The organism is Symbiopectobacterium purcellii (genome assembly GCF_052050035.1).
Lineage (GTDB): Bacteria > Pseudomonadota > Gammaproteobacteria > Enterobacterales > Enterobacteriaceae > Symbiopectobacterium > Symbiopectobacterium purcellii_A.
Genome location: NZ_CP189882.1, coordinates 4,846,543 through 4,870,901, shown reverse-complemented (window position 1 = coordinate 4,870,901; position 24,359 = coordinate 4,846,543). Strand labels below are relative to the sequence as shown.

Genomic DNA, 24,359 nt, shown 5'->3' with positions numbered 1-24,359 from the left:
GCCGATGGCTTATAAGCGTCCCGTTTCGGCCCTGATCGTTATCTATGCGCAGGACACCGGGCGGGTGCTGATGCTTCAGCGTCGCGACGATCCCGATTTTTGGCAGTCGGTTACCGGCAGCCTTGAGGAGGGCGAAACCGCGGCGCTTACCGCACAGCGCGAAGTGAAAGAAGAAGTTAACATCGATATCGCCGCTGAGGGGTTATCACTGTTTGACTGTCAGCGCTGTGTCGAGTTTGAGCTTTTTGCTCATTTGAGACGTCGCTATGCCCCTGGCATCACGCACAATATGGAACACTGGTTCTGTCTGGCGTTGCCACGTGAACGCGCGGTGGTTCTCACCGAGCACCTTGCCTACCGTTGGTTAGCGGTGCCCGAGGCGGCACAACTTACCAAATCGTGGAGCAACCGGCAGGCGATTGAAGAATTTGTTATTTATCCGGCCTGAAGAGGCTTTTTTCGGAGATTTTTATGGCAGGTCATAGTAAGTGGGCCAACACAAAACATCGTAAAGCGGCGCAGGATGCAAAACGCGGCAAGATCTTTACCAAAATTATCCGCGAACTGGTGACGGCCGCGCGTTTGGGCGGCGGCGATCCGGGCTCCAACCCGCGTCTACGTGCGGCTATTGATAAAGCGCTCTCCAACAACATGACGCGCGATACCCTGAACCGTGCTATTGCGCGTGGTGTCGGTGGTGATGAAGATAACAACATGGAAACCATCATTTATGAAGGTTATGGTCCTGGCGGCACGGCGGTGATGGTGGAATGTCTGAGTGACAACCGTAACCGTACCGTATCCGAAGTGCGCCATGCATTCACTAAATGCGGTGGCAATCTGGGCACCGATGGTTCTGTTGCCTACCTGTTCACTAAAAAAGGCGTTATCTCTTATGCGCCTGGCTTGGATGAAGATCAGGTGATGGATGCGGCGCTGGAAGCCGGTGCTGATGACGTGATGACCTATGACGACGGTGCGATTGATGTCTTTACGCCGTGGGAAACCTTCGGTCAGGTGAAAGATGCGCTGGATGCTACCGGTTTGAAAGCCGAATCCGCAGAAGTCTCCATGATCCCGTCGACCAATGCCGACATGGATGTAGACACTGCACCAAAACTGATGCGTCTCATCGATATGCTTGAAGACTGTGATGATGTGCAGGAAGTGTATCATAACGGTGAAATTTCCGACGAGGTAGCGGCGACACTGTAATGGTGTTTTCGCGGCTTGCGGTTAACGCGTTTACAGGGGGGCGATGCGCTATGACGCTAATTCTAGGCATCGACCCCGGTTCTCGTATTACCGGCTATGGCATTATCCGCCAGCAAGGGCGTCAGCTCAGCTATGTAGGCAGCGGCTGTATTCGCACCGGGGTGGATGATCTCCCCACACGATTGAAACTGATTTATGCTGGGGTGAGCGAGATAATCACCCAGTTTCAGCCCGACTGTCTGGCAATAGAACAAGTTTTTATGGCCAAAAATGCGGATTCAGCCCTGAAGTTGGGGCAGGCGCGCGGTGTGGCGATTGTGGCAGGTGTCAATCGAGGGTTACCCATTTTTGAATACGCTGCCCGACAAGTAAAACAAACGGTGGTTGGCACCGGTGCGGCAGAAAAAAGTCAGGTGCAACACATGGTGCGTACCTTGCTGAAACTGTCGGCGAATCCGCAGGCGGATGCTGCCGACGCGCTCGCCATTGCCATTACGCACTGTCATTTGAGTCAGAATCTGACACGCATCGGCCCCGACAGGTTGAATTTAGCACGTGGGCGACTGCGTTGAACATCAGGCTGGATATTCATCCAGCCTTTTTTATGCTATAAACTAGCGAAAAGGTTTTAACGTAACGAAAAGGAAGGTCAACGTGATTGGTCGTCTCAGAGGCATAATTCTGGAAAAACAACCGCCGCAGGTGCTGATCGAAGTCAACGGGGTTGGCTATGAAGTCCACATGCCGATGACCTGCTTTTATGAACTGCCTGATTTGAACCAGGAAGCGGTCATTTTCACCCAGTTTGTGGTGCGGGAAGATGCACAGTTACTGTTTGGTTTTAACAACAAGCAAGAACGCGCGTTATTTCGTGAGTTGATCAAAACCAACGGCGTTGGGCCGAAACTGGCGCTGGCTATTCTCTCAGGGATGTCCGCGCAGCAGTTTGTGAGCGCCGTTGAGCGCGAAGAGATCGCTACGTTGATCAAATTGCCGGGGGTCGGTAAGAAAACGGCAGAACGGTTGGTGGTAGAAATGAAGGACCGCTTTAAAGGGATGAGCGGAGACCTGTTTAATCCCGCCGCCCTCGATGTCCCTCTCAGCAGTTCAGCACCCACCGCGGCGCCCGAAGATGATCAGGAAAGTGAAGCGGCCTCAGCGCTGGTGGCTTTGGGATACAAACCGCAGGAAGCCAGCCGGATGGTATCCAAAATTGCCCGACCCGGTGCCGATTGTGAAACACTGATCCGCGAAGCGCTGCGCGCGGCACTGTAAGGGGATTGCCATGATTGAAGCCGACCGCCTGATCTCCGCGCAAGAAATACCTGAAGAAGAGATCATTGACCGTGCGATCCGCCCACGCATGCTGGCGGAATATGTCGGGCAACCCGTGGTGTGCGAACAGATGGAAATCTTTATTGAGGCCGCGCGCAAACGGGGTGATGCGCTGGATCATCTACTGATTTTTGGCCCGCCCGGTTTAGGGAAAACCACGCTTGCCAATATCGTCGCCAATGAGATGAACGTGAACCTGCGTAACACGTCAGGTCCGGTGTTGGAGAAGGCTGGCGATTTGGCCGCATTGTTAACCAACCTCGAACCGCATGACGTGCTGTTTATCGATGAGATCCACCGTTTGTCGCCCGTGGTGGAGGAAGTGCTCTATCCCGCGATGGAAGATTACCAGCTGGATATCATGATCGGTGAAGGGCCTGCCGCGCGTTCTATCAAACTTGACCTTCCTCCGTTTACCCTGATTGGCGCGACGACCCGTGCGGGTTCTTTGACCTCACCACTGCGCGATCGTTTTGGCATCGTACAACGACTCGAATTCTACAAGGTCGAAGATTTACAGCATATTGTCGGTCGCAGTGCAGCTTGCCTTGGGTTGGAGCTTACCGATGAGGGCGCGCTGGAAGTCGCTCGACGTTCTCGCGGCACGCCGCGTATTGCCAATCGTTTGCTGCGCCGAGTCCGTGATTACTCGGAGGTAAAATCGAGTGGCGCTATCAATGCCGAGACGGCGAGGCTGGCGCTGGACATGCTGGCGGTAGACACGGAAGGCTTTGATTACATGGATCGTAAATTGCTGTTAGCCATCATCGATAAATTTACCGGTGGGCCGGTAGGTCTGGATAACTTGGCGGCGGCCATCGGTGAAGAGCGGGAAACTATTGAGGATGTGCTGGAGCCTTACCTGATTCAGCAAGGGTTTATTCAGCGCACGCCGCGCGGACGTATTGCCACCGCGCACGCGTATCGCCATTTCGGTATAGACAGAACCTGACCCGCCTTCAGGCGGGTTGTTTGCGAATTAGACTCAGCATAAACAGAAACGAGGCGCTGAGTACCACGGAAGGGCCAGCAGGGGTGTTGTACAAGGCGGAGAAAATCAGGCCGCCAGTCACGGCGAGCATCCCCAGCACCACGGCCAAACCCGCCATCTGCTCCGGCGTGCGCGCAAAACGGCGCGCGGTGGCGGCAGGAATGATCAGCAGTGAGGTGATGATCAGTGCACCGACAAATTTCATTGCCAGCCCGATGGTCAACGCAGTTACCAGCATCAGGATCAAACGGGTGCGCTGTAAATTGACGCCGTCCACGTGTGCCAATTCCTGGCTGATGGTCATGTAAAGCAATGAACGCCATTGCCAGCACATGATGGCGATCACCACCAGCACGCCCGGCCCAATCAACCATAAATCCTGCGTCGTTACCGACAGCAAATCACCAAACAGGTAGGCCATCAAATCAACACGAATGTTGTTCATCAGGCTAACAACTACCAGTGCTAACGACAGCGCGCTGTGCGCCATGATGCCAAGCAGAGTGTCAATGGCAAGATAGGGTCGACGTTCAAGCCACACTAAGCCCAGCGCCAACAGCAATGTGACCAGAATAACGGCGTAATAGACGTTGATGTCCAGCAGAAAACCGATAGCAACACCCAGCAGAGAGGCATGGGCCAGGGTATCACCGAAGTAAGACATCCGTCGCGAGACTACGAATGAACCGATCGGACCCGCCGCGCACGCGAGAAACATACCGGCCAGCCAACCGGGAAGCAAAATGTCAATCATGCGTCGTTGCCGCCCTGTCGTTTTAAAGTAATGCGTCCGTTTAAATCGTGACGATGATTATGGTGGTGGCGATACACCGCCAATTGTTCTGCGCCACGCGGGCCGAACATGGCGATAAATTGAGGATGCAGAGAGACGACCTCTGGTGCACCCGAACAGCACACATGTTGATTCGGGCACAGCACTTCATCAGTCTTAGCCATCACCAGGTGCAAGTCGTGCGAGACCATCAACACGCCGCAATCAAACTCCTGCCGCAGTTGGTTGATAAGGTCGTACAGCGCCAGCTGTCCGTTGACATCCCCCCCTGCGTGGGCTTATCCAACACCAGCAATTGAGGCTGATTGAGCAGTGCGCGTGCCAACAGCACCCGCTGTGTCTCGCCACCCGAGAGCTTTTGCATTGGTTGATCCAACAAATGGGCGTCCTGCACCCGCTTGAGCGCGGGCAGGATATCCTGTTGCTTGACGCTGGGACGTAACCGCATAAAGCGACCCACGGTCAATGGCAGGGTAGCATCCAGGTGCAGTTTTTGCGGCACGTAGCCAATACGTAAATTCGGCTGTTTGTGCAGGGTGCCTGCCGTGGGCGACAGCAGTCCAAGCACCACGCGTACCAGCGTGGATTTTCCTGCGTCATTGGGCCCAAGCAGCGTGAGAATGCGGCCCGATTGCAGGTTCAGCGAAATGTCGCTAAGCACGTTACGTTCACCAAAGGCGACGGATATGCGATCGAGCGAAACGAGTGTAGACATAAAATTCAGTTTGCAGAGTGTCTGTGACGTTATAATATTACAAAATTAACGGTAAATGAATGAGAAAACACACATGTCAGCCAACTTCACACCGAAAAAATCGCCAAATGAACAAAAAATGAAAGCCCTACTTGTCGCGGGTGCACTATGCATTGCGGGTATGACTGTCGAAAGTGCCCAAGCAGCGGTCGTCAGTTCTGTTCGTCCTCTCGGGTTTATCGCGGCCGCCATCGCTGATGGGGTAACGTCCACGGAGGTGCTATTGCCGGATGGCGCATCGCCGCACGATTATGCCCTGCGCCCGAGAGATGTCCAGCGTTTACAGTCGGCAGAGCTGGTTGTATGGGTTGGGCCGGAAATGGAAGCGTTTTTAACTAAACCGCTGGCATCCCATGCCACATCACCACAGATTTCATTGGCAAGTTTGCCTGCCATTAAGAACGCGCTGATAAAAGAAAATGGGCATCATGATGATGAGCATGCTGAAGCAGCAGAACACGAACATCATGAGGCCGCTGGTCATGATGACGCCGATCACCAGCATGAGCATGAATACGCGCATGAAAGTGCTGATGCGCACCACGATCACGGTGCCGATGAGGTCGCAGATGCCCATGAAGGGCACCACCATGGCGAGTACAATATGCACATTTGGCTGTCACCAGCGATGGCAAAACAGACAGCAATCGCAATTCATGCAAAATTATTGGAACTAATGCCACAAAAGAAAGACAAACTAGACGCGAATCTGCTTAATTTTACAGATCAACTCGCGCAGACAGAAGAAAAAGTTGTTAATATGCTGGCACCTGTCAAGGGGAAGGGCTACTTCGTGTTTCACGATGCCTATGGTTATTTTGAAAAGCGTTTCGGGTTAAGCCCGCTAGGCTATTTCACTATCAACCCTGCCATTCAACCCGGTGCACAGCGTTTACACCAGATACGAACACAACTGGTTGAGCAGAAGGCCGTATGTGTCTTTGCTGAGCCACAATTCAGGCCAGCGGTTATCAACGCTGTTGCCAAAGGAACGGATGTACGCATTGGCGTACTGGATCCATTGGGAAGCAACATTGCGCTAAGTAAGGACAGTTATGACGATTTTTTTATTACAGCTGTCCGATCAGTATAGCCGCTGCCTGGAGAAGAGATCATGAGGATGCCGATAAGTGCAGCAGATAGTCCGAACTATCGCTATAGCGTATAACAACTTGCAGCGACCCCATCGCATAATGCTGGGGTCGTTGAGTGTCATCACCCTGGCCGTCGCCGTTTGGCGGCCCGTTGTCTATCCCCCCGCCGATGATACGCCTGTTACTGTCAAAGAAGCCCCGATTAGCACCGCTCCTACGCCAAATCAAACCATTATGTCACCGCAGACGATCGCGCCTGAGGCCAGTGAGCCGATGGATAGCGAAAGCATCGAGCAACCGACGCCGCCGGTAGCAATCCCGGCGGATGAGTTGGGTACCACCGGCAGTGATGACAGCAGTGTGCATGAGTATGTGGTTTCGACGGGCGATACGCTGAGCAGTATTTTAACCCAGTACGGCATTGATATGGTTGATGTGGCGCTGCTGGCAGATAAACACGACGACTTACGAAATCTCAAAATCGGGCAGCAGCTCTCCTGGGCGGTCAACGATGACGGTGAGTTGCAAAGCCTGACATGGCAGATGTCGCGCCGTGAAACCCGAATCTATGAACGCGGCGATAACGGTTTTAAAGAACGCGTTGAGATGCAGAAGGGTGAATGGCACAACCGCGTTATCAACGGTCGCCTGAGTGGCAGTTTTGTGCAGAGTGCCAAAGCGGCGGGTCTGACGGACAGTGAAGTGAGTGCGGTGATCAAGGCACTGCAATGGCAGCTCGATTTCCGAAAATTGCGCAAAGACGATAATTTCTCGGTATTGCTGTCTCGCGAAATTCTCGATGGCCGCAGTGAACAGAGCGAATTGATCGGTGTTCGTCTTAACACCGGTGATAAAGATTACTTTGCTATCCGCGCAGCGGACGGCAAGTTCTACGATCGGGAAGGCTCCGGGTTAACCCGTGGCTTCATGCGTTTCCCTACCATGAAGCAATTCCGTGTCTCTTCGAATTTTAATCCGCGTCGCCTCAATCCGGTCACCGGTAGAGTGACATCGCACCGCGGTGTGGATTTCTCCATGCCAGTCGGGACCCCAGTGCTTTCAGTCGGGGACGGTGAAGTGGTGGCCGCATCGCGTGGGCCGGATACGGGTAACTTCGTTGAGATCCGCCACGGGCGCCAATATACCACGCGCTATATGCACTTAAATCGACTGCTGGTGAAACCTGGGCAGAAAGTGAAACGCGGCGATCGTATTGCTCTCTCCGGCAATACCGGGCGCTCAACTGGCCCGCATTTGCACTATGAGTTCTGGATCAATCAACAAGCAGTGAACCCGTTGACGGCGAAACTACCGCGTTCGGAAGGGTTGGCTGGGCATGATCGTCGCGAGTATCTGGCGCAGGTCAGAGAAGTGACACCGCAACTCAAGTTTGATTAATATCCGGTACAGTTCATCTTCAGCCGACAGCTTGCTGTCGGCTGTTTTATTTATACCGATCATGCGTTTATCGGGAATATGATTGCAAAACCTGAGCGGACAATTATCATTACCCTATGTTGTATATGAAGAGTTAAGGCATGAATACAGAGAAAAAAAATAGCGCCGAGTTTATCCCCGAGTTCAAACGCGAGTTTTATCTACCGCGTTATTGGGGGGTCTGGCTAGCCGCAGGAGCCATGGCGGCCACTACCTACGTACCTGCCCGCTGGCGCGACCCGGTGTTGGGCCAGTTGGGCAAACTGGTAGGACGGTTTGCCAAAGGCGCGAGAAGACGAGCCAGAATCAATCTGCTCTATTGTTTTCCTGAACTGTCGGAATCAAAGCGGGAAGCGATTATTGACAGGATGTTTGCTACCGCACCCCAGGCAATGGTGATGATGGCTGAGGTGGCGGTTCGCGGTCCGGCACATGTGCAGAAAAAACTGCGCTGGCATGGCTGGGAAACCGTCGAAGCGCTTCAGCAGCAACAACGCAATAGCATCTTTTTGGTACCTCATGGGTGGGGCGTCGATATTCCTGCCATGTTGATCTCTGCCAAAGGCCAAAAAATTGCGGCAATGATGCACAATCAAAAAAATCCGCTGGTGGATTATCTGTGGAACAGCGCACGCCTTTGCACTAATGGTCGCGTTCATGCCCGAAATGATGGTATCAAGCCCTTTGTGAGCTCAATCCGTAATGGTTATTGGGGCTATTATCTGCCCGATCAGGATCATGGCCCTGAGCACAGTGAATTTGTTGATTTCTTTGCCACTTATAAAGCAACCTTACCTGCCATCGGTCGTTTGATGAAGGTCTGTAAAGCCTCCGTGGTGCCGTTGTTCCCAGTGTATAACGCCGCAGAAGGGGTACTGGATGTGGTGATACGTCCACCGATGGATGATTTACTTGAGGCGGATGACACCCAGATTGCGCGACGGATGAATGAGGAAGTCGAACAACTGGTTAGCCCAAATCCAGAGCAGTACACCTGGATTTTGAAGTTGCTGAAAACCCGCAAACCGGGTGAGACCGAGCCCTACTGCCGGGACGATCTGTTCCGCGACTAAGTTGCTCCCTTGCCAACGCGGCGGTAACAGGCGCAAGCCTGTTACCACATATTCTGCATTGCCCTCTGCTGTCCCTCAGTGTAGCTACCGCTAAATTGCATGTTTTTTTTAATTACAAAAAAATATTTTAATATACACCTCAAGTGTATCAATAACATGCCGATAACTTTAACGCATTGAGCGTTACACAACTATGGACAATCACGGCCCGCAGGTAGACTTGCGCGCTTTCCACGCAAGGAAGCATGGATTTGGTTCACTCCGATGAACCCCTAATCATTACCTTCCCAGGGCAGATATTATGAATTTTATCCGCGATACCAAAATAAGAACCATGCTGGTGCTTATCCTGATCCTGTTTTCTTTGCTGTGGGGCGGCGTTTCGGCGTTCGCACTCTACTCGCTTAGTCAGCTTAACGATGAAATTGATCTCACCAACGTACAGCAAATTAATGGCGACATTATCAACGGCGCCAGTGGTCAATATTACCGTGCGAAAAGTGCATTGGATCGTGCTGCTGAAGCGAAAACCAGTAACAACTCAACGTTACTCGCTACTGAATTACGCACGGCAGAGGAAGAGTTGGCCCGTTTAAAACAAGGGCTGGACACGTTTAAGGTGTACTAGCTCAGACATTATCTGACAGTTACCGGTTATTTATACAGGTGTCTGTCAGATCACATCCGGTTCAGATCCTTTTCTGCCCAGACCCGTTTTCCATCAAGTAACGTGGCCATTGGCGTTCGCCCGCAGCACATTTTTCCCTGATGAGTTCGCTCATTATTGTAATGCCACAACCAGTTGTCCAGATCTGCCTGCAGGCTCTCCAGGTACCCATATAACTTCTTGCGGAACGTAACCTGATAAAAATCCTGCAAAATCGTTTTATGGAAGCGCTCGCAGATGCCGTTCGTCTGCGGAGACATCGCCTTCGTTTTTGTATGGTCGATATCGTTGATGGCCAGATACAGCTGGTAATCATGCCGCTCCACCTTACCACAGTACTCCGTTCCCCTGTCTGTCAGTATTCTCAGCATCGGCAGTCCCTGGCCCCATTCCCACTCGAAACGCAACAAAGTGACCCACTTGCCAGAGTCGGATAAAATCACCGTTCTGGCCATACTGGAGAGCCTGTTGCATGCAGGGAAAACATCTGACTCAGAAAGAACGGTTCTACATCGAAAAGCGGCGTGGTGAAGGTGTCAACCAAGCTACCATCGCCAGAGAGCTTGCTCTGCCTCGCTCTACCATCAGCAGGGAACTCAGACGCAATACCGACCCTACTTTCAATGGTGTCTACTGCTGTAGAAGGGCGGACACTCTGGCCCGGGAACGCCGTCATAAGCCTCTGCCAAACAATGCTTTTTACCCGTTGGAGCCACACATTCAGAACTTCATCAGGCAGGCGCTTTCCACGCACTCTTCACCTGAAATCATCAGTGGCCGTTTGCACCTGGAATTCGGTATATCTGTCAGCAAGAATACGCTATATCGCTATATCCTGCAGGAGAGACAGGCTGGCGGGGAGCTATATCAGCAACTTCCTCATCGGGGAAAACGTTACAGGTACAATGCCGAAAACCTCAAATCAGGCCCTATTCCCAACCGTGTTGGTATTGAGTATCGCCCAGCTCAAGCCGAGCTTAAACAGGAGCCTGGCCACTTCGAAATTGACACTATTTTTGGCAAAGACCAGAAGTCATTCTTGTTAACCATCGTAGATAACGCATTGAAAACCGTCATCATTCGCAAACTGCCTAATAAGCGTGCGGAGACTGTGGTTGCTGCTTTCAGGGACATTGAAGCTAATACCTTTTGCAAGTTTAAGACCCTAACAGCTGATAACGGCCCTGAATTCGCTCTGCACGAGCAAATTACTCAAATCACAGGGGCGCAGGTCTACTTTGCCCATCCTTATCATTCCTGGGAGAGGGGCTTGAATGAGCACACCAACGGGCTGATACGACGTTTTTACCCAAAGGGAACAGACTTCAGTCAGGTCAGTCATCGTAAGATTGCCGAACTCGAACACATACTCAATACAAGGGGCAGAAAATCGCTGGGCTATCGTTCCCCCAATGAGGTATTTTTAACGCACTTACTGGTGGCATAAGCCTCTACCGTTTTGTTGCGTTTCGAGTGGGAATGGGGCCTTTGCCTGGCTGCCAGCATCGCGTGCCAGTCGGCGTTCGTAATTGAGGTCTTCTCCACAGCGCGGGAAAGACACGGCCAGATAATCGACGCTAATTTTGGCCGCTGTGATTATATCGGCTTTGTCTTTCTCGGTTAAGGCTTCGGCAGAAAGACCGCCACCGAGCTTGTTAATCCCTTTATTATTGGACAGTGGGCCGCCAACGGTCACTTCGGTAAACACCTTCATGCCATCCACGCGCAACACTTTTAACTGTACGCGACCATCGTCAAGCAACAAGATGTCACCCGGAACCACATCGGCTGGCAAGCCTTTGTAGTCGATGCCCACTTTTTCTTTATCGCCTTCGCCTTTGCCCAGGTTGGCATACAGCAGGAATTTGTCGCCAACGTTCAGGAAAACTTTGCCTTCCTTGAAGGTTGAAACGCGAATTTTTGGCCCCTGAAGGTCGCCCAGAATTGCCACATGACGGCCCAATTTTGCTGCGATTTCCCGCACTTTGTCCGCACGCAACTGATGGTCTTCAGGCGTACCGTGCGAAAAATTCAGGCGGACTACGTTTGCGCCTGCGGCAATAACCTTTTCCAGATTATTGTCGCGGTCGGTAGCTGGCCCCAGCGTAGTGACGATTTTGGTTCTTCTGAGCCGTCTGGACATGTATAACTCCGTTGACTTGTGAAGCAATAGTGAAGTGAGTAGTGCCGAACCACGCTTTCGCATCAGGTAAAGCGCAAACGCGGCCCGCCTCCGTGGTTAAGTTCGGGTGGCTGTACCGGGCAATGGTCATGTATAGCAGCCATTATTCCTTAAGGATAGCCAACCCTTCCCCTTGTTATGGTTATGGTGTTGGGTAAATCGTTAAATACAAACGCATTGTACTAACAAAAACAATATGTTAGTAAAAACACCTGTTTATATAAACACAAAATTATAAAACAAATGCTCAGTGTTCGTTACCGTAGGAACCCCCAAATCGGTCGCTTTTGTCAAAGCGCGACTCCCGTAAGGCTTCTTTGACGCGCTTGAGGTTATCCCTGAATTTGGCACCGCGCCGCAGCGTAAAGCCGGTCGCCAATACGTCAATCAGCGTTAACTGCGCGATACGGGATACCATCGGCATATAAACATCCGTGTCCTCGGGCACATCGACTCGTAGCGTCAACGACGCTTCATGGGCGAGGGGACTGGCGTCTGAGGTGATGGCGATAACCGTTGCATCGTTTTCCCGCGCTAACTGGGCCATTTCAACCAGACTTTTGGTCCTGCCGGTATGGGAGATCAGCACCACAACATCCCCATCGCTGGAGTTCATGCAACTCATACGCTGCATAACAATGTCATCAAAGTAGACGACAGGAATATTAAAGCGGAAGAATTTATTCATCGCATCGTGCGCGACGGCGGCAGAAGCACCAAAGCCGAAAAACGAAATTTTCTTCGCTTGCGTCAGCAGATCGACGGCGCGGTTGACCGCGGTGATGTCCAGATTTGATTTAGCGTGCTCCAGACCAGCCATCGTGGATTCAAAAATTTTGCTGGTATAGGAATCGACGCTGTCATCTTCATCGACGTTACGGTTAACATACGGCGTGCCATTGGCAATGCTTTGCGCCAGGTGCAGTTTAAAATCGGGAAAGCCTTTGGTTTCCAAACGACGGCAGAATCGGTTGACGGTGGGCTCACTGACCTCCGCCATGCCAGCCAGTGTGGCAATACTGGAGTGGATGGCGGTGTGTGGTGCCGCCAAAATAACCTCTGCAACTTTTCGTTCTGACTTGCTGAGGAGCTCAAGGTGGCTCAGAATTTTGTCCAGCATTTTCATATAATGAGACCATGTGCGGTTTTATCGATTTCAACCAGAGGGAAACCGATGCAGAATTCATGGGAATATACTACGCCCCATGTCGGGTTGGCAGGGAAAACTGCGTAAGCCTGCGCATTTTTTTTCTGAGAACATGACGTGAGTCTAACTTTCAAAAAAGTAACCGACTGTCAGAAAAGACAGAAAATTTCTCTTTTGGAGGAACGCCTAAACCGTTTCAGTCATTCATACAGTGGATTTTTTTCATCATTACGTGATGCACATTATGAAACTTAATGACATTTATTGACGGGTTTACGGGGCCTAGCCAAAAAGAGTACATTATTGCTGTAATAAAATTACAGCATCCTGCAGCGAGGAGATGAACATGGCGGTAACTTCAACAGCCCAGGCGTGTGATCTGGTTATTTTCGGTGCGAAAGGCGATTTGGCGCGCCGAAAATTGCTGCCGTCTCTGTATCAATTGGAAAAAGCCGGTCACATTCATCCGGACACGCGCATCATCGGCGTGGGACGTGCAGAGTGGGATAAGGAAAAATACGTTAGCGTAGTCCGTGAAGCATTGGACACCTTCATGAAGGTGTCTATCGATGACGGACTGTGGCAAACGCTGAGTGGTCGGCTGGATTTTTGCAATCTCGATGTACAGGATACTGCCGGTTTCAAACGTCTGGGCAAAATGCTCGATCAAAAGAACCGTACCACCATCAACTATTTTGCCATGCCGCCCAGCACCTTCGGCGCAATCTGTCGCGGGTTGGGTGAAGCGAGGCTTAACAAGTCGCCGTCGCGCGTGGTGATGGAAAAACCGCTGGGTTCGGATCTGGCGTCTTCTCGCGAGATCAACAATCAGGTCGCCGAATATTTCGACGAGTGTCAGGTATACCGCATCGACCATTATCTGGGTAAAGAGACGGTACTCAACTTGTTGGCACTGCGTTTTGCCAACTCGTTGTTCTCTGCCAACTGGGATCACCGCACCATCGATCATGTGCAGATCACCGTTGCGGAAGAGGTCGGTATTGAAGGGCGTTGGGGCTATTTCGACCAGGCTGGGCAGATGCGCGACATGATTCAGAACCATCTGTTGCAGATCCTGACCATGATTGCCATGTCCCCGCCGTCGGATCTGAGCACCGATCGCATTCGTGACGAAAAAGTGAAGGTACTGCGTTCACTGCGTCGCATCGATCGTTCCAACGTCCATGAAACCACCGTGCGTGGCCAATATACTGGCGGCTTTGTTCAGGGCCATAAAGTGCCGGGCTATCTGGAAGAAGAGGGCGCCAACAAAAAGAGCAACACGGAGACCTTTGTTGCCATCCGCATGGATATTGACGACTGGCGTTGGGCGGGCGTGCCGTTCTATCTGCGCACCGGCAAGCGTTTGCCAACCAAGTGCTCGGAAGTGGTGGTGTATTTCAAAAACCCGGCGTTGAACCTGTTCCACGATTCTTACCAGCAACTGCCGCAGAATAAATTGATCATCCGCTTGCAGCCCGACGAAGGCGTTGAAATTCAAATTTTGAACAAAATTCCCGGGTTGGAGCATAAACACCGTCTGCAAACCGTGAAGTTGGACTTGAGCTTCTCGGAAACCTTTAACCAGCAGCATTTGGCCGATGCCTACGAACGCCTGTTGCTGGAAACCATGCGCGGTATCCAGGCCCTGTTCGTGCGCCGTGATGAGACGGAAGAGGCGTGGAAATGGGTTGACTCCATCATGGAAGCCTGGGCGATGGACAACGATGCGCCGAAGCCGTATCAGGCAGGTACCTGGGGGCCGGTGGCCTCTGTCGCCATGATTACCCGGGATGGCCGTTCCTGGAACGAAGTGGAATGAGTGATTGGTTTCTGCCGTGTGTGGCGACATGTGGCAGTGACCGGTAATCGATTGAATTTTTGTTTGTAATGTTTGGCTAAAACTCGGTGCGGTCGGACGTCTGCTTTTGGCAGATCACTGTGGCAGGGGCGCGCTATATGACTAATGATGCCTCCGGGCATGACAGGAGAAGATGACGAATGAAAAACTGGAAAACGAGCGCAGAGCAAATTTTGACCACAGGTCCTGTGGTTCCAGTGATTGTAGTGAACAAACTGGAGCACGCGGTGCCGATGGCGAAAGCCCTGGTAGCGGGTGGCGTTCGCGTTCTGGAAGTCACGTTGCGTACCGACTGCGCAGTAGAAGCGATCCGTGCCATTGCCAAAGAAGTACCTGACGCGATTGTCGGTGCTGGCACAGTAACCAATCCGCAGCAGTTGGCGGATGTGATTGCTGCTGGCGCACAGTTCGCTATCAGCCCCGGCTTGACAGAGCCTTTGCTGAAAGCTGCCGTGGAAGGCCCGATTGCGTTGATTCCGGGTATCAGTACCGTTTCTGAACTGATGCTGGGCATGGACTACGGTTTGCGTGAGTTCAAATTCTTCCCAGCGGAAGCGAACGGCGGCGTAAAAGCGCTGCAAGCGATTGCAGGTCCGTTCTCCCAGATCCGTTTCTGCCCGACTGGCGGTATCTCACTGAAAAACTACCGCGATTACCTGGCACTGAAAAGCGTGCTGTGCGTGGGCGGTTCTTGGCTGGTGCCGAACGATGCGCTGGAAAGCGGTGACTACGCGCGCATTACCGAACTGGCGCGTGAAGCAGTTGCAGGCGCAACAGCCTAAAACGCGGTTACTACAAAAAAGCCACGCGTTGCGTGGCTTTTTTTTTGGGGATGAAGGCGGTTATCCGGTCACTTTTACAGCACTGGCGACGGAGACAGCCAATCCTACGGCATCATCGATATTACCCGCCACAGCCAGCGCCACGCCCATTCTGCGCTTACCTTCGATACTCGGTTTGGCGAACAGGCGAACTTGCGTACAGGGGCGCAGAGCATGTTCTAATCCACTGCAGCTGACATTATAGCCAAGCGACATTATTTTGATAACAGCCAGCTATGCTTCTTTGCCGCATATCAGGGCATAGGATGTAATCATTTTTAAGTCGGTTGGCTATATCACTCACCAACTCAGGCAAATAACGGCAGAGGCGGCAGGGCAGTATTGGCGTACAGCACCGACAGGCAAGCCTAAAAAAGCGCGTACGTGTAGGGCAAACTCAGAAAGGTCTTGCGAGATCAACGTGACCATGCCGGTATCATGTGGGCGCGGAGAAACCTCGCTGAAGATGACCTCATCGCCGCATACAAACAGCTCTACGCCAAACAGACCATATCCCCCCAGCGCACTGACGACATCGCGGGCGATCTGTTGTGCACGCGCCAAAGCCAGTTCGCTCATCTGCTGCGGTTGCCATGATTCGCGATAGTCGCCGTCCTCCTGACGGTGGACGATGGGCGCGCAGAAGTGGATACCGTCGTTGGCGCTGACCGTTAATAACGTGATTTCGAAATCAAAGTTGACCAGACCTTCCACGATGACCTGACCGCCGCCCGCACGTCCACCTTCTTGTGCGTATTTCCAGGCTTGATCCCGTTGTTCTTCCCGACGGATAAAACTCTGCCCTTTTCCTGATGAACTCATCACCGGTTTAACGATACAGGGGTAACCGATTTCGGCAATGGCCTGTTGAAAAGTATCCTCGCTGGCGGCAAAACGGTAGGACGAGGTGGGCAAATTCAGGGTTTCCGCTGCCAGACGACGAATGCCTTCGCGGTTCATGGTCAGACGCGTGGCTTTGGCACAGGGCACCACATGGTGGCCTTCCTGCTCTAACGTCTCTAGCATCTAGGTAGCAATGGCTTCAATTTCCGGCACAATGTAATCGGGGCGCTCAAGTTCGATAACGGCACGCAACGCTGCACCATCCAGCATGTTAATGACGTGGCTGCGGTGAGCGATATGCATGGCGGGAGCATTGGCATAACGATCGACACCGATCACTTCGACGCCCAGCCGCTGGCATTCTATCGCCACTTCTTTACCCAGTTCTCCGCAACCTAATAACATGACGCGCGTAGCGCTGTTCCAACCATTAACATTCTGCTTTCCCGCTCTGTATTGACATGGCGCTCAGTATAAAGGAAAACGTTTGCGTACGCATCAGCGACGAGAATATCGAAGTCAACATGCTCTACCTACAAACAGCACCGCTTGGCTTTCTCAGAGAATCGTGCCACGATTTTCTTTCCAGAAAACATGATGGCACGCAATGAAAGCACCTCAGGCAGAAAAACGTCCGCACTCCCTCACGACCCACGGTGATACCCGCCTTGATCATTACTACTGGCTACGCGACGATACGCGGGAAGATCCGGCCGTGTTGTCGTACCTGCAAGCAGAAAACGCGTATTGCGCTTCCCATATGCAACCCTGCGATGCGGTGAAAGAAACGCTGTATCAGGAGATGGTGGCGAGGATCCCGGCGCAGGATGTCTCAGTGCCCTATGTTAAACGGGGCTATCGCTATCAGACGCGCTACGAATCGGGGAAAGAGTACGCGCGCTATGTGCGGCAGCCTGCCTCAGAAACAGAACAGTGGCAACTGTTGCTGGATGAGGATGAGCGTGCCGCAGACAGCGAGTTCTATAATCTGGGGGCGTTATCCGTTAGCCCGGACAACCGACTGTTGGCGCTGGCTGAGGATAAAATTTCCCGCCGTCAGTATGACATCCGGTTTCGCAACCTGGAGAGCGGGGAGTGGTTACCGGACGTCATTGAGCACGTCTCGGCAAACATGCAGTGGAATGCCGATTCCACCGCAATCTACTACGTGCGCAAGCATACGCAGACGCTGCTTCCCTATCAGGTGTTCTTGCACCGTCTCGGCGATGATGTCAGCCAGGATCGGTTGGTCTATGAAGAGCAGGACGATACTTACTATGTCAGTCTGGGGGAAACCACCGCTGAAGCGTATATCGTTATCTTTCTGAGCAGTACCACCAACACGGAAGTTCGCTTACTGGATGCGCACCACAGTGACGCCGTGCCCCAAGTGTGTATTCCGCGCCGCAAAGATCATGAGTATGGCGTGGACCACTATCAGGGGGCGTTTTATCTGCGCTCGAACCGTGAGGGCAAAAACTTCGGCCTGTATCGCACTACCGACTGGGATGAATCCGCGTTGGAAACGCTCATCGCGCCGCACAGCAGTCGCGTGCTGGAAAGCTTTGAGCTGTTCCGCGATTGGCTGGTGCTGGAAGAACGCGAGAAAGGCTTAACCTCGCTGCGGCAGGTGCATTGGCAGACCGGTACCGAAAAAAACATCAGCTTTAACGATCCCAGCTACGTTACCTGGCTCGCTTACAATCCGACGCCTGAGACGTCACTGCTGCGTTTTGGTTATTCATCAATGACCACGCCGACCTCGCTGTACGAGATTAATCTGGACAGCGGCGAACAGAGCCTGCTCAAACAGGCGGAGGTCAAACACTTCTCCGCTTCGGATTATTGCAGCGAACGCCTGTGGATCACCGTGCGCGATGGCGTTGAGGTGCCGGTGTCGCTGGTGTACCGCCGTGACTGCTACCAGCCCGGCAATAATCCGTTACTGGTGTACGGCTATGGTGCCTACGGTAGCAGTATGGAACCGGATTTTAGCGTGAGTCGTCTTAGCCTGCTCGATCGAGGGTTTGTATTTGCGTTGACGCACATTCGCGGCGGCGGGGAATTGGGGCAGCAATGGTACGATGGCGGGCGTTTGCTCAATAAGATGCACTCCTTTACTGATTTTATTGATATCTCTCGAGCATTGGTGGCGCAGGAATATGGTAATGAAAAGCAGCTTTATGCCATGGGCGGCAGCGCCGGAGGTTTGTTGATGGGCGCGGTCGTCAATCTGGCCCCTGAGTTGTTCAAAGGTGTGGTCGCGCAGGTCCGAGAGTGTAAAAAGATCTGTGTAAATGGCATTTTGAGGAAAACCTTCAGAGGACAAAAAATGCCTATCAGCAACGAACTTATTGACCAACTGCTTCAGGATTGCCACTCCCCTCAGGAGCTTCTGGGTGAATCAGGCCTACTCAAGGAGCTGACTAAAAGACTGGCGGAACGGGTTCTTCAAGCTGAGATGGAGATACACCTTGGGTATGCTAAGCATGACCCGGCTGGTAATAATTCAGGCAACTCCCGCAATGGCAAGACATCCAAGAGCTTACGTAGCCAAAATGGGGCGCTCGAGCTCGATATTCCGCGCGACCGCAACAGTACCTTCGAGCCGACACTGATCGGTAAGCACGAAAAGGGCTTTGTTGAATAAATTAACCGTTTGATTTACATCTTCTTTAGTTAGAATGCATTTACAGAGAATGTATTTTGTTAGAACGACAAATCAAATAGTTAGCACAATAAAAAGCATTCCGAGAGGAAAAATTAGTCGTTGAAATTTTATAATGCTTATATAAATCAGTATCTTAAATTATTCAACAAAGCCCACGAAAAGCAGCTTAACGGCTTCGATGACCGCATTATTTCTCTCTATTCCAGAGGGCTATCAACCCGTGATATTCAGGCTCACTTTAAAGAAGTCTACGGGGTCGATGTTTCCGCTGGCTTCATTTCTCAAGTGACCAATGCCGTGATGGATGACGTTAAGCGCTGGCAGCAACGGCCGCTTGATGCGTTTTATCCCATTGTTTACCTTGACTGTATTGTGGTCAAAAGCCAGGACGGCGGAGCCGTGGCCAACAAGTCTGTTTACTTGGCTCTAGGCATCAACGGCCAGGTCGAAAAAGAGCTGCTGGGGCTATGGATAGCCAAAACCGAGGGGGCCAAGTTCTGGTTATCTGTAATGACAGAACTGAAAAATCGTGGGCTACAGGACATCTTCATCGCCTGCTGCGATGGCCTGAAGGGCTTTCCTGATGCCATTGAAGCTGTTTACCCGCATACGAGGGTACAGCTCTGCATCGTGCATCAGGTGCGGAACTCGCTGCGCTACGTCGGCTGGAAAGAGCGTAAAGCCGTTGCTGCTGACCTCCGCACTATCTATAGTGCACTGGTCAAGTAAATCAGGACACTTTTTTCTCAGCTATTTGTTCATAACGCACCGGAGACAGATCCCCGTTAGCGGCATGATGCCTGTCTAGGTTGTAGTAGCGGATATACGTCGCCACATCCTGCTCCATGTAAGCCCGTGTTGGCTGGGGTACCAGCAGCAACCATTCATGTTTCAGACTGCCCCAGAAGCGCTCCATCACCGCATTATCCCAGCAGGCACCCACGTCTCCCATACTGCTCCTCAGCCTGTAGCTGCTCAGCAGCGCCTGAAAGCGTTGTCCCGTGTACTGCGCCCCCCTGTCCGTATGCACCACCAGGCCCGGCGGGGGAGTTCGCAGGTTATAGCCAACCGACTTAAAAATGATTACATCCTATGCCCTGATATGCGGCAAAGAAGCATAGCTGGCTGTTATCAAAATAATGTCGCTTGGCTATAACAGTGAATGACCTGAAGGGGGAGGTGAGTGCTCGATTAGAGTTAGCTGCATATTGCCTGCTTTAGCGCTTCGTAATCATCCTTTTTGTCTACCAGTACGTCTGCATCAGTTGTTGCTACAAAATGATTGGTTTACCTCTTCATTAAGCTACGTATTTTGCATTTCAGATAGAGTCTGTAAAGAATTTTGTGTAAATGGCTCCATCGCTTAACCGGAAATCCGATCTCCATACATCAACATGAATTGGCTCATAGCCGGTTTCAAGTCTCTGATTGGTAGGGTCCATTTAGCCGAGATATTATGCAAGGCTAGATAGAATAATTTTAGCACTGAGTCATCCGTTGGAAATATTCGTCGCGTTTTTGTTATCTTGCGCAATGAAGCATTTAACGACTCTATCGCGTTGGTGGTGTAGATAACCTTGCGAATCTCCGGCGGAAAATCAAAAATGACGATGAGACGTTCCCAATTATTTCTCCACGATGGGCTGATCGTCGGGAACTGCTCATCCCATTTGGCCGCGAAGGCATCCAGGGCCTCTTCAGCGCCCTCTAGCGTTGGGAGGTCAGCAGCAACGGCTTTACGCTCTTTCCAGCCGACGTAGCGCAGCGAGTTCCGCACCTGATGCACGATGCAGAGCTGTACCCGCGTATGCGGGTAAACAGCTTCAATGGCATCAGGAAAGCCCTTCAGGCCATCGCAGCAGGCGATGAAGATGTCCTGTAGCCCACGATTTTTCAGTTCTGTCATTACAGATAACCAGAACTTGGCCCCCTCGGTTTTGGCTATCCATAGCCCCAGCAGCTCTTTTTCGCCCTGGCCGTTGATGCCTAGAGCCAAGTAAACAGACTTGTTGGTCACGGCTCCGCCGTCCTGGCTTTTGACCACAATACAGTCAAGGTAAACAATGGGATAAAACGCATCCAGCGGCCGTTGCTGCCAGCGCTTAACGTCATCCATCAAGGGGCTTTGTTGAATAATTTAAGATACTGATTTATATAAGCATTATAAAATTTCAACGACTAATTTTTCCTCTCGGAATGCTTTTTATTGTGCTAACTATTTGATTTGTCGTTCTAACAAAATACATTCTCTGTAAATGCATTCTAACTAAAGAAGATGTAAATCAAACGGTTAAATTATTCAACAAAGCCCCATCACGGCATTGGTCACTTGAGAAATGAAGCCAGCGGAAACATCGACCCCGTAGACTTCTTTAAAGTGAGCCTGAATATCACGGGTTGATAGCCCTCTGGAATAGAGAGAAATAATGCGGTCATCGAAGCCGTTAAGCTGCTTTTCGTGCTTACCGATCAGTGTCGGCTCGAAGGTATAGCCAACCGACTTAAAAATGATTACATCCTATGCCCTGATATGCGGCAAAGAAGCATAGCTGGCTGTTATCAAAATAATGTCGCTTGGCTATATATGCCTTCATCAGGGCCCCGCAGACCAGCGATGAGGTCATCCGTCGGTCCACCTGCCAGCCCACTATCTGCCGGGAGTACAAATCCATAATAGCCGCCAGATACAGCCAGCCTTCACTGGTCTTCAGATACGTGATGTCACTCGCCCACACCTGATTTGGCCCCGGCGGGTTAAAATTCTGGTTCAGCAGGTTTGGGGCCACCTCTGCACCCGGGCGGGGTTTTGTCGTGACCTTATAAGTCCGGCGCTGTCGGCAGACCAGCCCCTCTTCCTGCATGAGTTTCCTCACCCGCCAGCGGCTGATTATGATGCCTTCTCCACGAGGCCTTTTGACCAGCGTCCGGCTTCCTGCTCCCTGCCTGCTGGCGGCGAACAGCGCCTTTAACCTGACCCGGACCTCCACGTCTTTTTGCAGCGGTTCGGCGGGCTTTTTTCGCCATGCATACCAGGCAGAGGCGGTCACACGCATGACCCGACAGAGTGTACGAACGCTGAAGTCAGTGGCATTGTCGAGAATGAACCGGTATCTCACGACATATGTTTCGCGAAGAAGGCACTCGCCTTTTTTAGTATCTCCTTCTCTGTGGCTTTGTTGAATAATTTAACCGTTTGATTTACATCTTCTTTAGGTAGAATGCATGTACAGAGACTGTATTTTGTTAGAACGACAAATCAAGTAGTTAGCACAATAAAAAGCATTACGGCTGGAAAACTTAGTTGTTGAAGTGTTATAATAATTATGTAAATCTGCATGTTAAATTATTCAACAAAGCCCTTCTCTGTACGTAACTCTTTGTTTTCCTTTTGTAACCGTTTTAACTCTGCACGTTCATCATCGCTGAGTACGCCGTTGCTCTGCTCGCGTGCCAGCGAGACCCATGTATGCAGGGTTTTGTTGCTTATGCCCAGCGATGCTGCTGCCCTGGCTATCGTATAGCCCTGCTCTGTTACCAGGGCAACGGCTTCCTTTTTAAACTCAGGGGTAAATTGTCGTTTATGGTTCACTAAACACCTCCGTTTTGGATGTAAGTTTAGTGTCCTGATTATTCAACCACTACATAGTTCCGCAACGCTAGAGGGCGCTGAAGAGGCCCTGGATGCCTTCGCGGCCAAATGGGATGAGCAGTTCCCGACGATCAGCCCATCGTGGAGAAATAATTGGGAACGTCTCATCGTCATTTTTGATTTTCCGCCGGAGATTCGCAAGGTTATCTACACCACCAACGCGATAGAGTCGTTAAATGCTTCATTGCGCAAGATAACGAAAACGCGACGAATATTTCCAACGGATGACTCGGTGCTAAAATTATTCTATCTAGCCTTGCATAATATCTCGGCTAAATGGACCCTACCAATCAGAGACTGGAAACCGGCTATGAGCCAATTCATGTTGATGTATGGAGATCGGATTTCCGGTTAAGCGATGGAGCCATTTACACGAAATTCTTTACAGACTCGGTTTGCTGGGCACGTTTTGACCGTTTATCCGCCCGTTTTTCTGCTGCGGTCTTTGCCGGTTTTTTCTTGCTGTTCTTCTTGCTGTCCATACCTTTACTCATTTGATTTGCCTCTTTTGGTAAAAGGTGGTGTGCCTTACCATTAACCGCTTGTTGGGCATAACATGCAAGCAAAAAAAGTGTTTTGGACAGCAGATTCCAGACTATTTCGCCTTGGGTTCGTAGGGAAGGCGGGAGAACTGCAACGAACGTTGGCGGTAGAAAGCGACGCGTTCACGAAAATAGTCACGCAGATGCTCAGGTTGCTCTCTTTCAACCACTTCTGGGATAACTGGCATGTTGTACCGTTCCTTGAACGCCACGCCAGAGGCCGCGAGATCAACATTCACTTTATCCATCTCTTGCGCAGGAAGGTTAGCCAGATTATACGCCATTATTCTTATCCTTAGAGCCGTCGGTAACGCGTGCATGATAGCATTTTTTTCCTTGCTGGGCATACGCGGGTATTACTGCATAATCTGATGCTAAAAAAGAATGATTATTTTTTAGGTTATTAAATTGAGGTGGTGATTTTTATAAATATCCAGCAGGTTGTTTTTATTAAATAAAAACCATTCTCAAATGGATGAGGTAAATAACTCATTCATGAAATTGAAAATCGTTATCATTTAATTTATTTCATTGATTAATAACAGTTTATTTTGATGTTAATTATATTGATAATAAAATGTTTTTTATTTTTTAACAGCAAGGCATAATGGAAAAAATTGACTCACCTGCCAATCAGAAGGAATGAAAGATGCTTAAAAAAGAGATGATTCAACAATTAAACGATCAGCTAAACCTAGAATTCTATTCTGCTAATTTGTATCTACAAATGAGCGCATGGTGTGGTGATAAAGGGTTTGAAGGTGCGTCAGCATTCCTGAAAACGCATTCTCAAGAAGAGATGGAGCATATGCAACGGCTCTTCAATTATCTGGATGACACCGGCAGCATGCCCGTACTGGGGGCTATCGCTGCGCCACCGGTCAATTTCGCATCTCTGGCTGATGTGTTTGAGCAAACCTATGATCATGAGCAATTAATTACTCGGAAAATCAATGGACTGGCTCATGCGGCAATGACACAGCAGGATTATTCAACGTTCAACTTCTTGCAATGGTATGTGGCTGAACAACATGAAGAAGAGAAATTGTTTAAGTCCATTCTCGACAAGTTGGCATTGGTGAGTCCCGCGCAAGGGGGTCTGTTCTTTATCGATCAAGACCTGAAGAAAATGACGACTGCAACGACGCAACAGTAATGCTTTACTACATACCCTTCAGGTTAAGCCTGAAGGGTATGTGTATTTAACACACGCCGAAATCGCCTTCCTCGCGGTAAAGCGAGACGCTATCAACGCTGATTTCTACTTCTTTCTCAATAGGATCG

General features: G+C 51.0%; 22 protein-coding genes and 8 pseudogenes. 17 read left to right on the top strand and 13 right to left on the bottom strand.

Translation table 11 applies throughout. The features are described 5' to 3' along the window. The first annotated feature begins 4 nt into the window (after positions 1-4). The 5 genes from nudB (at position 5) to ruvB (ending at position 3,502) form a co-directional block, all read left to right on the top strand. On the top strand, positions 5-448 hold the full coding sequence (gene nudB, locus ACQGXV_RS32980) for a dihydroneopterin triphosphate diphosphatase (RefSeq protein ID WP_440864374.1): 444 nt from the start codon (positions 5-7) through the stop codon (positions 446-448). Positions 449-471: 23 nt separating this feature from the next. Then, entirely contained in the window at positions 472-1,215 is a 744-nt protein-coding gene (locus ACQGXV_RS32975) for a YebC/PmpR family DNA-binding transcriptional regulator (RefSeq protein ID WP_440864373.1), read from the top strand. Between the two features lie 50 nt (positions 1,216-1,265). Continuing rightward, positions 1,266-1,787 (top strand): crossover junction endodeoxyribonuclease RuvC, encoded by a 522-nt coding sequence (gene ruvC, locus ACQGXV_RS32970; protein WP_440864372.1) that lies wholly within the window; start codon positions 1,266-1,268, stop codon positions 1,785-1,787. Between the two features lie 82 nt (positions 1,788-1,869). Beyond that, a complete protein-coding gene (ruvA, locus tag ACQGXV_RS32965; protein ID WP_440864371.1) occupies positions 1,870-2,490 on the top strand; it encodes a Holliday junction branch migration protein RuvA in 621 nt (206 codons plus the stop codon). A 10-nt stretch (positions 2,491-2,500) separates the two neighbouring features. Further along, positions 2,501-3,502 (top strand): Holliday junction branch migration DNA helicase RuvB, encoded by a 1,002-nt coding sequence (ruvB, locus tag ACQGXV_RS32960; RefSeq protein ID WP_440864370.1) that lies wholly within the window; start codon positions 2,501-2,503, stop codon positions 3,500-3,502. A gap of 7 nt (positions 3,503-3,509) precedes the next feature. Here the strand turns inward: ruvB and znuB are convergent, their stop codons facing one another. Both znuB and znuC read right to left on the bottom strand, forming a co-directional pair. Beyond that, positions 3,510-4,295: a zinc ABC transporter permease subunit ZnuB gene (gene znuB, locus ACQGXV_RS32955; protein ID WP_440864369.1), complete on the bottom strand. Its 786-nt coding sequence runs from the start codon at positions 4,293-4,295 to the stop codon at positions 3,510-3,512. Further along, positions 4,292-5,049: pseudogene (znuC, locus tag ACQGXV_RS32950) on the bottom strand (zinc ABC transporter ATP-binding protein ZnuC). Before znuC ends, znuB begins: the two are co-directional and overlap by 4 nt. A 73-nt stretch (positions 5,050-5,122) precedes the next feature. On the opposite strand from znuC, the pseudogene znuA reads away from it, so the two are divergent. From znuA to ACQGXV_RS32930, 4 genes and pseudogenes are all read left to right on the top strand, one after another. Then, positions 5,123-6,206 (top strand): annotated as a pseudogene (gene znuA, locus ACQGXV_RS32945) (zinc ABC transporter substrate-binding protein ZnuA). Between the two features lie 12 nt (positions 6,207-6,218). Then, the gene (gene mepM / locus ACQGXV_RS32940; protein ID WP_440864368.1) at positions 6,219-7,580 is read left to right on the top strand and encodes a murein DD-endopeptidase MepM; all 1,362 of its coding nucleotides are present in this window, start codon (positions 6,219-6,221) and stop codon (positions 7,578-7,580) included. Between the two features lie 140 nt (positions 7,581-7,720). Then, complete coding sequence (lpxM, locus tag ACQGXV_RS32935; protein ID WP_440864367.1) at positions 7,721-8,692, top strand: lauroyl-Kdo(2)-lipid IV(A) myristoyltransferase; 972 nt, start codon at positions 7,721-7,723, stop codon at positions 8,690-8,692. A gap of 301 nt (positions 8,693-8,993) precedes the next feature. Then, on the top strand, positions 8,994-9,320 hold the full coding sequence (locus tag ACQGXV_RS32930) for a Tar ligand binding domain-containing protein (protein ID WP_440864366.1): 327 nt from the start codon (positions 8,994-8,996) through the stop codon (positions 9,318-9,320). Between the two features lie 50 nt (positions 9,321-9,370). Here ACQGXV_RS32930 and ACQGXV_RS32925 read toward each other — a convergent pair. Continuing rightward, positions 9,371-9,742 (bottom strand): annotated as a pseudogene (locus ACQGXV_RS32925) (integrase core domain-containing protein); the annotation flags it as partial. Between the two features lie 89 nt (positions 9,743-9,831). Between ACQGXV_RS32925 and ACQGXV_RS32920 the strand changes: the two are divergent. Further along, entirely contained in the window at positions 9,832-10,806 is a 975-nt protein-coding gene (locus ACQGXV_RS32920; protein WP_440864365.1) for an IS30 family transposase, read from the top strand. Here ACQGXV_RS32920 and ACQGXV_RS32915 read toward each other — a convergent pair. Both ACQGXV_RS32915 and ACQGXV_RS32910 read right to left on the bottom strand, forming a co-directional pair. After that, on the bottom strand, positions 10,792-11,502 hold the full coding sequence (locus tag ACQGXV_RS32915) for a pyruvate kinase (RefSeq protein WP_440864364.1): 711 nt from the start codon (positions 11,500-11,502) through the stop codon (positions 10,792-10,794). The two genes, ACQGXV_RS32920 and ACQGXV_RS32915, sit on opposite strands and share 15 nt — an antisense overlap. Positions 11,503-11,788: 286 nt before the next feature. Beyond that, on the bottom strand, positions 11,789-12,667 hold the full coding sequence (locus ACQGXV_RS32910) for a MurR/RpiR family transcriptional regulator (RefSeq protein ID WP_440864363.1): 879 nt from the start codon (positions 12,665-12,667) through the stop codon (positions 11,789-11,791). A gap of 367 nt (positions 12,668-13,034) precedes the next feature. On the opposite strand from ACQGXV_RS32910, the gene zwf reads away from it, so the two are divergent. After that, positions 13,035-14,510, top strand: coding sequence for a glucose-6-phosphate dehydrogenase (zwf, locus tag ACQGXV_RS32905; RefSeq protein WP_440867770.1), 1,476 nt, complete (start codon positions 13,035-13,037; stop codon positions 14,508-14,510). A 179-nt stretch (positions 14,511-14,689) separates the two neighbouring features. Next, on the top strand, positions 14,690-15,331 hold the full coding sequence (locus tag ACQGXV_RS32900) for a bifunctional 4-hydroxy-2-oxoglutarate aldolase/2-dehydro-3-deoxy-phosphogluconate aldolase (RefSeq protein WP_440864362.1): 642 nt from the start codon (positions 14,690-14,692) through the stop codon (positions 15,329-15,331). Between the two features lie 60 nt (positions 15,332-15,391). Here ACQGXV_RS32900 and purT read toward each other — a convergent pair. Beyond that, positions 15,392-16,618 (bottom strand): annotated as a pseudogene (gene purT, locus ACQGXV_RS32895) (formate-dependent phosphoribosylglycinamide formyltransferase). Positions 16,619-16,820: 202 nt separating this feature from the next. Here purT and ACQGXV_RS32890 point away from each other — a divergent pair. Both ACQGXV_RS32890 and ACQGXV_RS32885 read left to right on the top strand, forming a co-directional pair. Beyond that, positions 16,821-18,863 carry a prolyl oligopeptidase family serine peptidase gene (locus ACQGXV_RS32890; RefSeq protein ID WP_440864361.1) on the top strand — a complete coding sequence of 681 codons (2,043 nt, stop codon included), beginning with the start codon at positions 16,821-16,823 and terminating at the stop codon, positions 18,861-18,863. Positions 18,864-19,031: 168 nt separating this feature from the next. Then, a pseudogene (locus ACQGXV_RS32885) lies at positions 19,032-19,601 on the top strand (IS256 family transposase); the annotation flags it as partial. A 13-nt stretch (positions 19,602-19,614) separates the two neighbouring features. Here the strand turns inward: ACQGXV_RS32885 and ACQGXV_RS32880 are convergent. Beyond that, positions 19,615-19,947, bottom strand: a pseudogene (locus tag ACQGXV_RS32880) (integrase core domain-containing protein); the annotation flags it as partial. Between ACQGXV_RS32880 and ACQGXV_RS32875 the strand changes: the two are divergent. Next, on the top strand, positions 19,909-20,040 hold the full coding sequence (locus tag ACQGXV_RS32875) for a hypothetical protein (protein ID WP_440864360.1): 132 nt from the start codon (positions 19,909-19,911) through the stop codon (positions 20,038-20,040). The pseudogene ACQGXV_RS32880 and the gene ACQGXV_RS32875 overlap by 39 nt on opposite strands. Before the next feature lie 207 nt (positions 20,041-20,247). Here ACQGXV_RS32875 and ACQGXV_RS32870 read toward each other — a convergent pair. From ACQGXV_RS32870 to ACQGXV_RS32855, 4 genes and pseudogenes are all read right to left on the bottom strand, one after another. Continuing rightward, a pseudogene (locus tag ACQGXV_RS32870) lies at positions 20,248-21,003 on the bottom strand (IS256 family transposase); the annotation flags it as partial. A gap of 180 nt (positions 21,004-21,183) precedes the next feature. Further along, positions 21,184-21,393 carry a transposase gene (locus ACQGXV_RS32865; RefSeq protein ID WP_440867769.1) on the bottom strand — a complete coding sequence of 70 codons (210 nt, stop codon included), beginning with the start codon at positions 21,391-21,393 and terminating at the stop codon, positions 21,184-21,186. Continuing rightward, positions 21,386-22,066, bottom strand: coding sequence for an IS3 family transposase (locus ACQGXV_RS32860; protein WP_440867768.1), 681 nt, complete (start codon positions 22,064-22,066; stop codon positions 21,386-21,388). The genes ACQGXV_RS32865 and ACQGXV_RS32860 overlap by 8 nt, the downstream gene beginning before the upstream one ends. Positions 22,067-22,227: 161 nt before the next feature. Further along, positions 22,228-22,473, bottom strand: coding sequence for a transposase (locus ACQGXV_RS32855; protein WP_440864359.1), 246 nt, complete (start codon positions 22,471-22,473; stop codon positions 22,228-22,230). Positions 22,474-22,525: 52 nt separating this feature from the next. Here ACQGXV_RS32855 and ACQGXV_RS32850 point away from each other — a divergent pair. Beyond that, positions 22,526-22,888: pseudogene (locus ACQGXV_RS32850) on the top strand (transposase); the annotation flags it as partial. Positions 22,889-22,901: 13 nt separating this feature from the next. On the opposite strand, the gene ACQGXV_RS32845 reads toward ACQGXV_RS32850, so the two are convergent. After that, positions 22,902-23,027 (bottom strand): hypothetical protein, encoded by a 126-nt coding sequence (locus ACQGXV_RS32845; protein WP_440864358.1) that lies wholly within the window; start codon positions 23,025-23,027, stop codon positions 22,902-22,904. Positions 23,028-23,128: 101 nt separating this feature from the next. Continuing rightward, a complete protein-coding gene (locus tag ACQGXV_RS32840) occupies positions 23,129-23,359 on the bottom strand; it encodes a DNA polymerase III subunit theta (protein ID WP_440864357.1) in 231 nt (76 codons plus the stop codon). Positions 23,360-23,724: 365 nt separating this feature from the next. Between ACQGXV_RS32840 and ftnA the strand changes: the two genes are divergently transcribed. Then, positions 23,725-24,231 carry a non-heme ferritin gene (gene ftnA / locus ACQGXV_RS32835; RefSeq protein WP_440864356.1) on the top strand — a complete coding sequence of 169 codons (507 nt, stop codon included), beginning with the start codon at positions 23,725-23,727 and terminating at the stop codon, positions 24,229-24,231. The last annotated feature ends 128 nt before the right edge of the window (positions 24,232-24,359 follow it).

Bases quoted from the DNA above. Each gene is read 5' to 3' on its own strand.
- ruvB (WP_440864370.1), top strand. From the start codon at position 2,501: ATGATTGAAGCCGACCGCCTGATCTCCGCGCAAGAAATACCTGAAGAA.
- ruvC (WP_440864372.1), top strand. From the start codon at position 1,266: ATGACGCTAATTCTAGGCATCGACCCCGGTTCTCGTATTACCGGCTAT.
- ACQGXV_RS32900 (WP_440864362.1), top strand. From the start codon at position 14,690: ATGAAAAACTGGAAAACGAGCGCAGAGCAAATTTTGACCACAGGTCCT.
- ACQGXV_RS32910 (WP_440864363.1), bottom strand. From the start codon at position 12,667: ATGAAAATGCTGGACAAAATTCTGAGCCACCTTGAGCTCCTCAGCAAG.
- ACQGXV_RS32920 (WP_440864365.1), top strand. From the start codon at position 9,832: ATGCAGGGAAAACATCTGACTCAGAAAGAACGGTTCTACATCGAAAAG.
- zwf (WP_440867770.1), top strand. From the start codon at position 13,035: ATGGCGGTAACTTCAACAGCCCAGGCGTGTGATCTGGTTATTTTCGGT.
- ACQGXV_RS32875 (WP_440864360.1), top strand. From the start codon at position 19,909: ATGCACCACCAGGCCCGGCGGGGGAGTTCGCAGGTTATAGCCAACCGA.
- znuB (WP_440864369.1), bottom strand. From the start codon at position 4,295: ATGATTGACATTTTGCTTCCCGGTTGGCTGGCCGGTATGTTTCTCGCG.
- ACQGXV_RS32845 (WP_440864358.1), bottom strand. From the start codon at position 23,027: ATGAGTAAAGGTATGGACAGCAAGAAGAACAGCAAGAAAAAACCGGCA.
- ACQGXV_RS32915 (WP_440864364.1), bottom strand. From the start codon at position 11,502: ATGTCCAGACGGCTCAGAAGAACCAAAATCGTCACTACGCTGGGGCCA.
- ACQGXV_RS32975 (WP_440864373.1), top strand. From the start codon at position 472: ATGGCAGGTCATAGTAAGTGGGCCAACACAAAACATCGTAAAGCGGCG.
- ftnA (WP_440864356.1), top strand. From the start codon at position 23,725: ATGCTTAAAAAAGAGATGATTCAACAATTAAACGATCAGCTAAACCTA.
- nudB (WP_440864374.1), top strand. From the start codon at position 5: ATGGCTTATAAGCGTCCCGTTTCGGCCCTGATCGTTATCTATGCGCAG.
- lpxM (WP_440864367.1), top strand. From the start codon at position 7,721: ATGAATACAGAGAAAAAAAATAGCGCCGAGTTTATCCCCGAGTTCAAA.
- ACQGXV_RS32840 (WP_440864357.1), bottom strand. From the start codon at position 23,359: ATGGCGTATAATCTGGCTAACCTTCCTGCGCAAGAGATGGATAAAGTG.
- ACQGXV_RS32890 (WP_440864361.1), top strand. From the start codon at position 16,821: ATGAAAGCACCTCAGGCAGAAAAACGTCCGCACTCCCTCACGACCCAC.
- ACQGXV_RS32930 (WP_440864366.1), top strand. From the start codon at position 8,994: ATGAATTTTATCCGCGATACCAAAATAAGAACCATGCTGGTGCTTATC.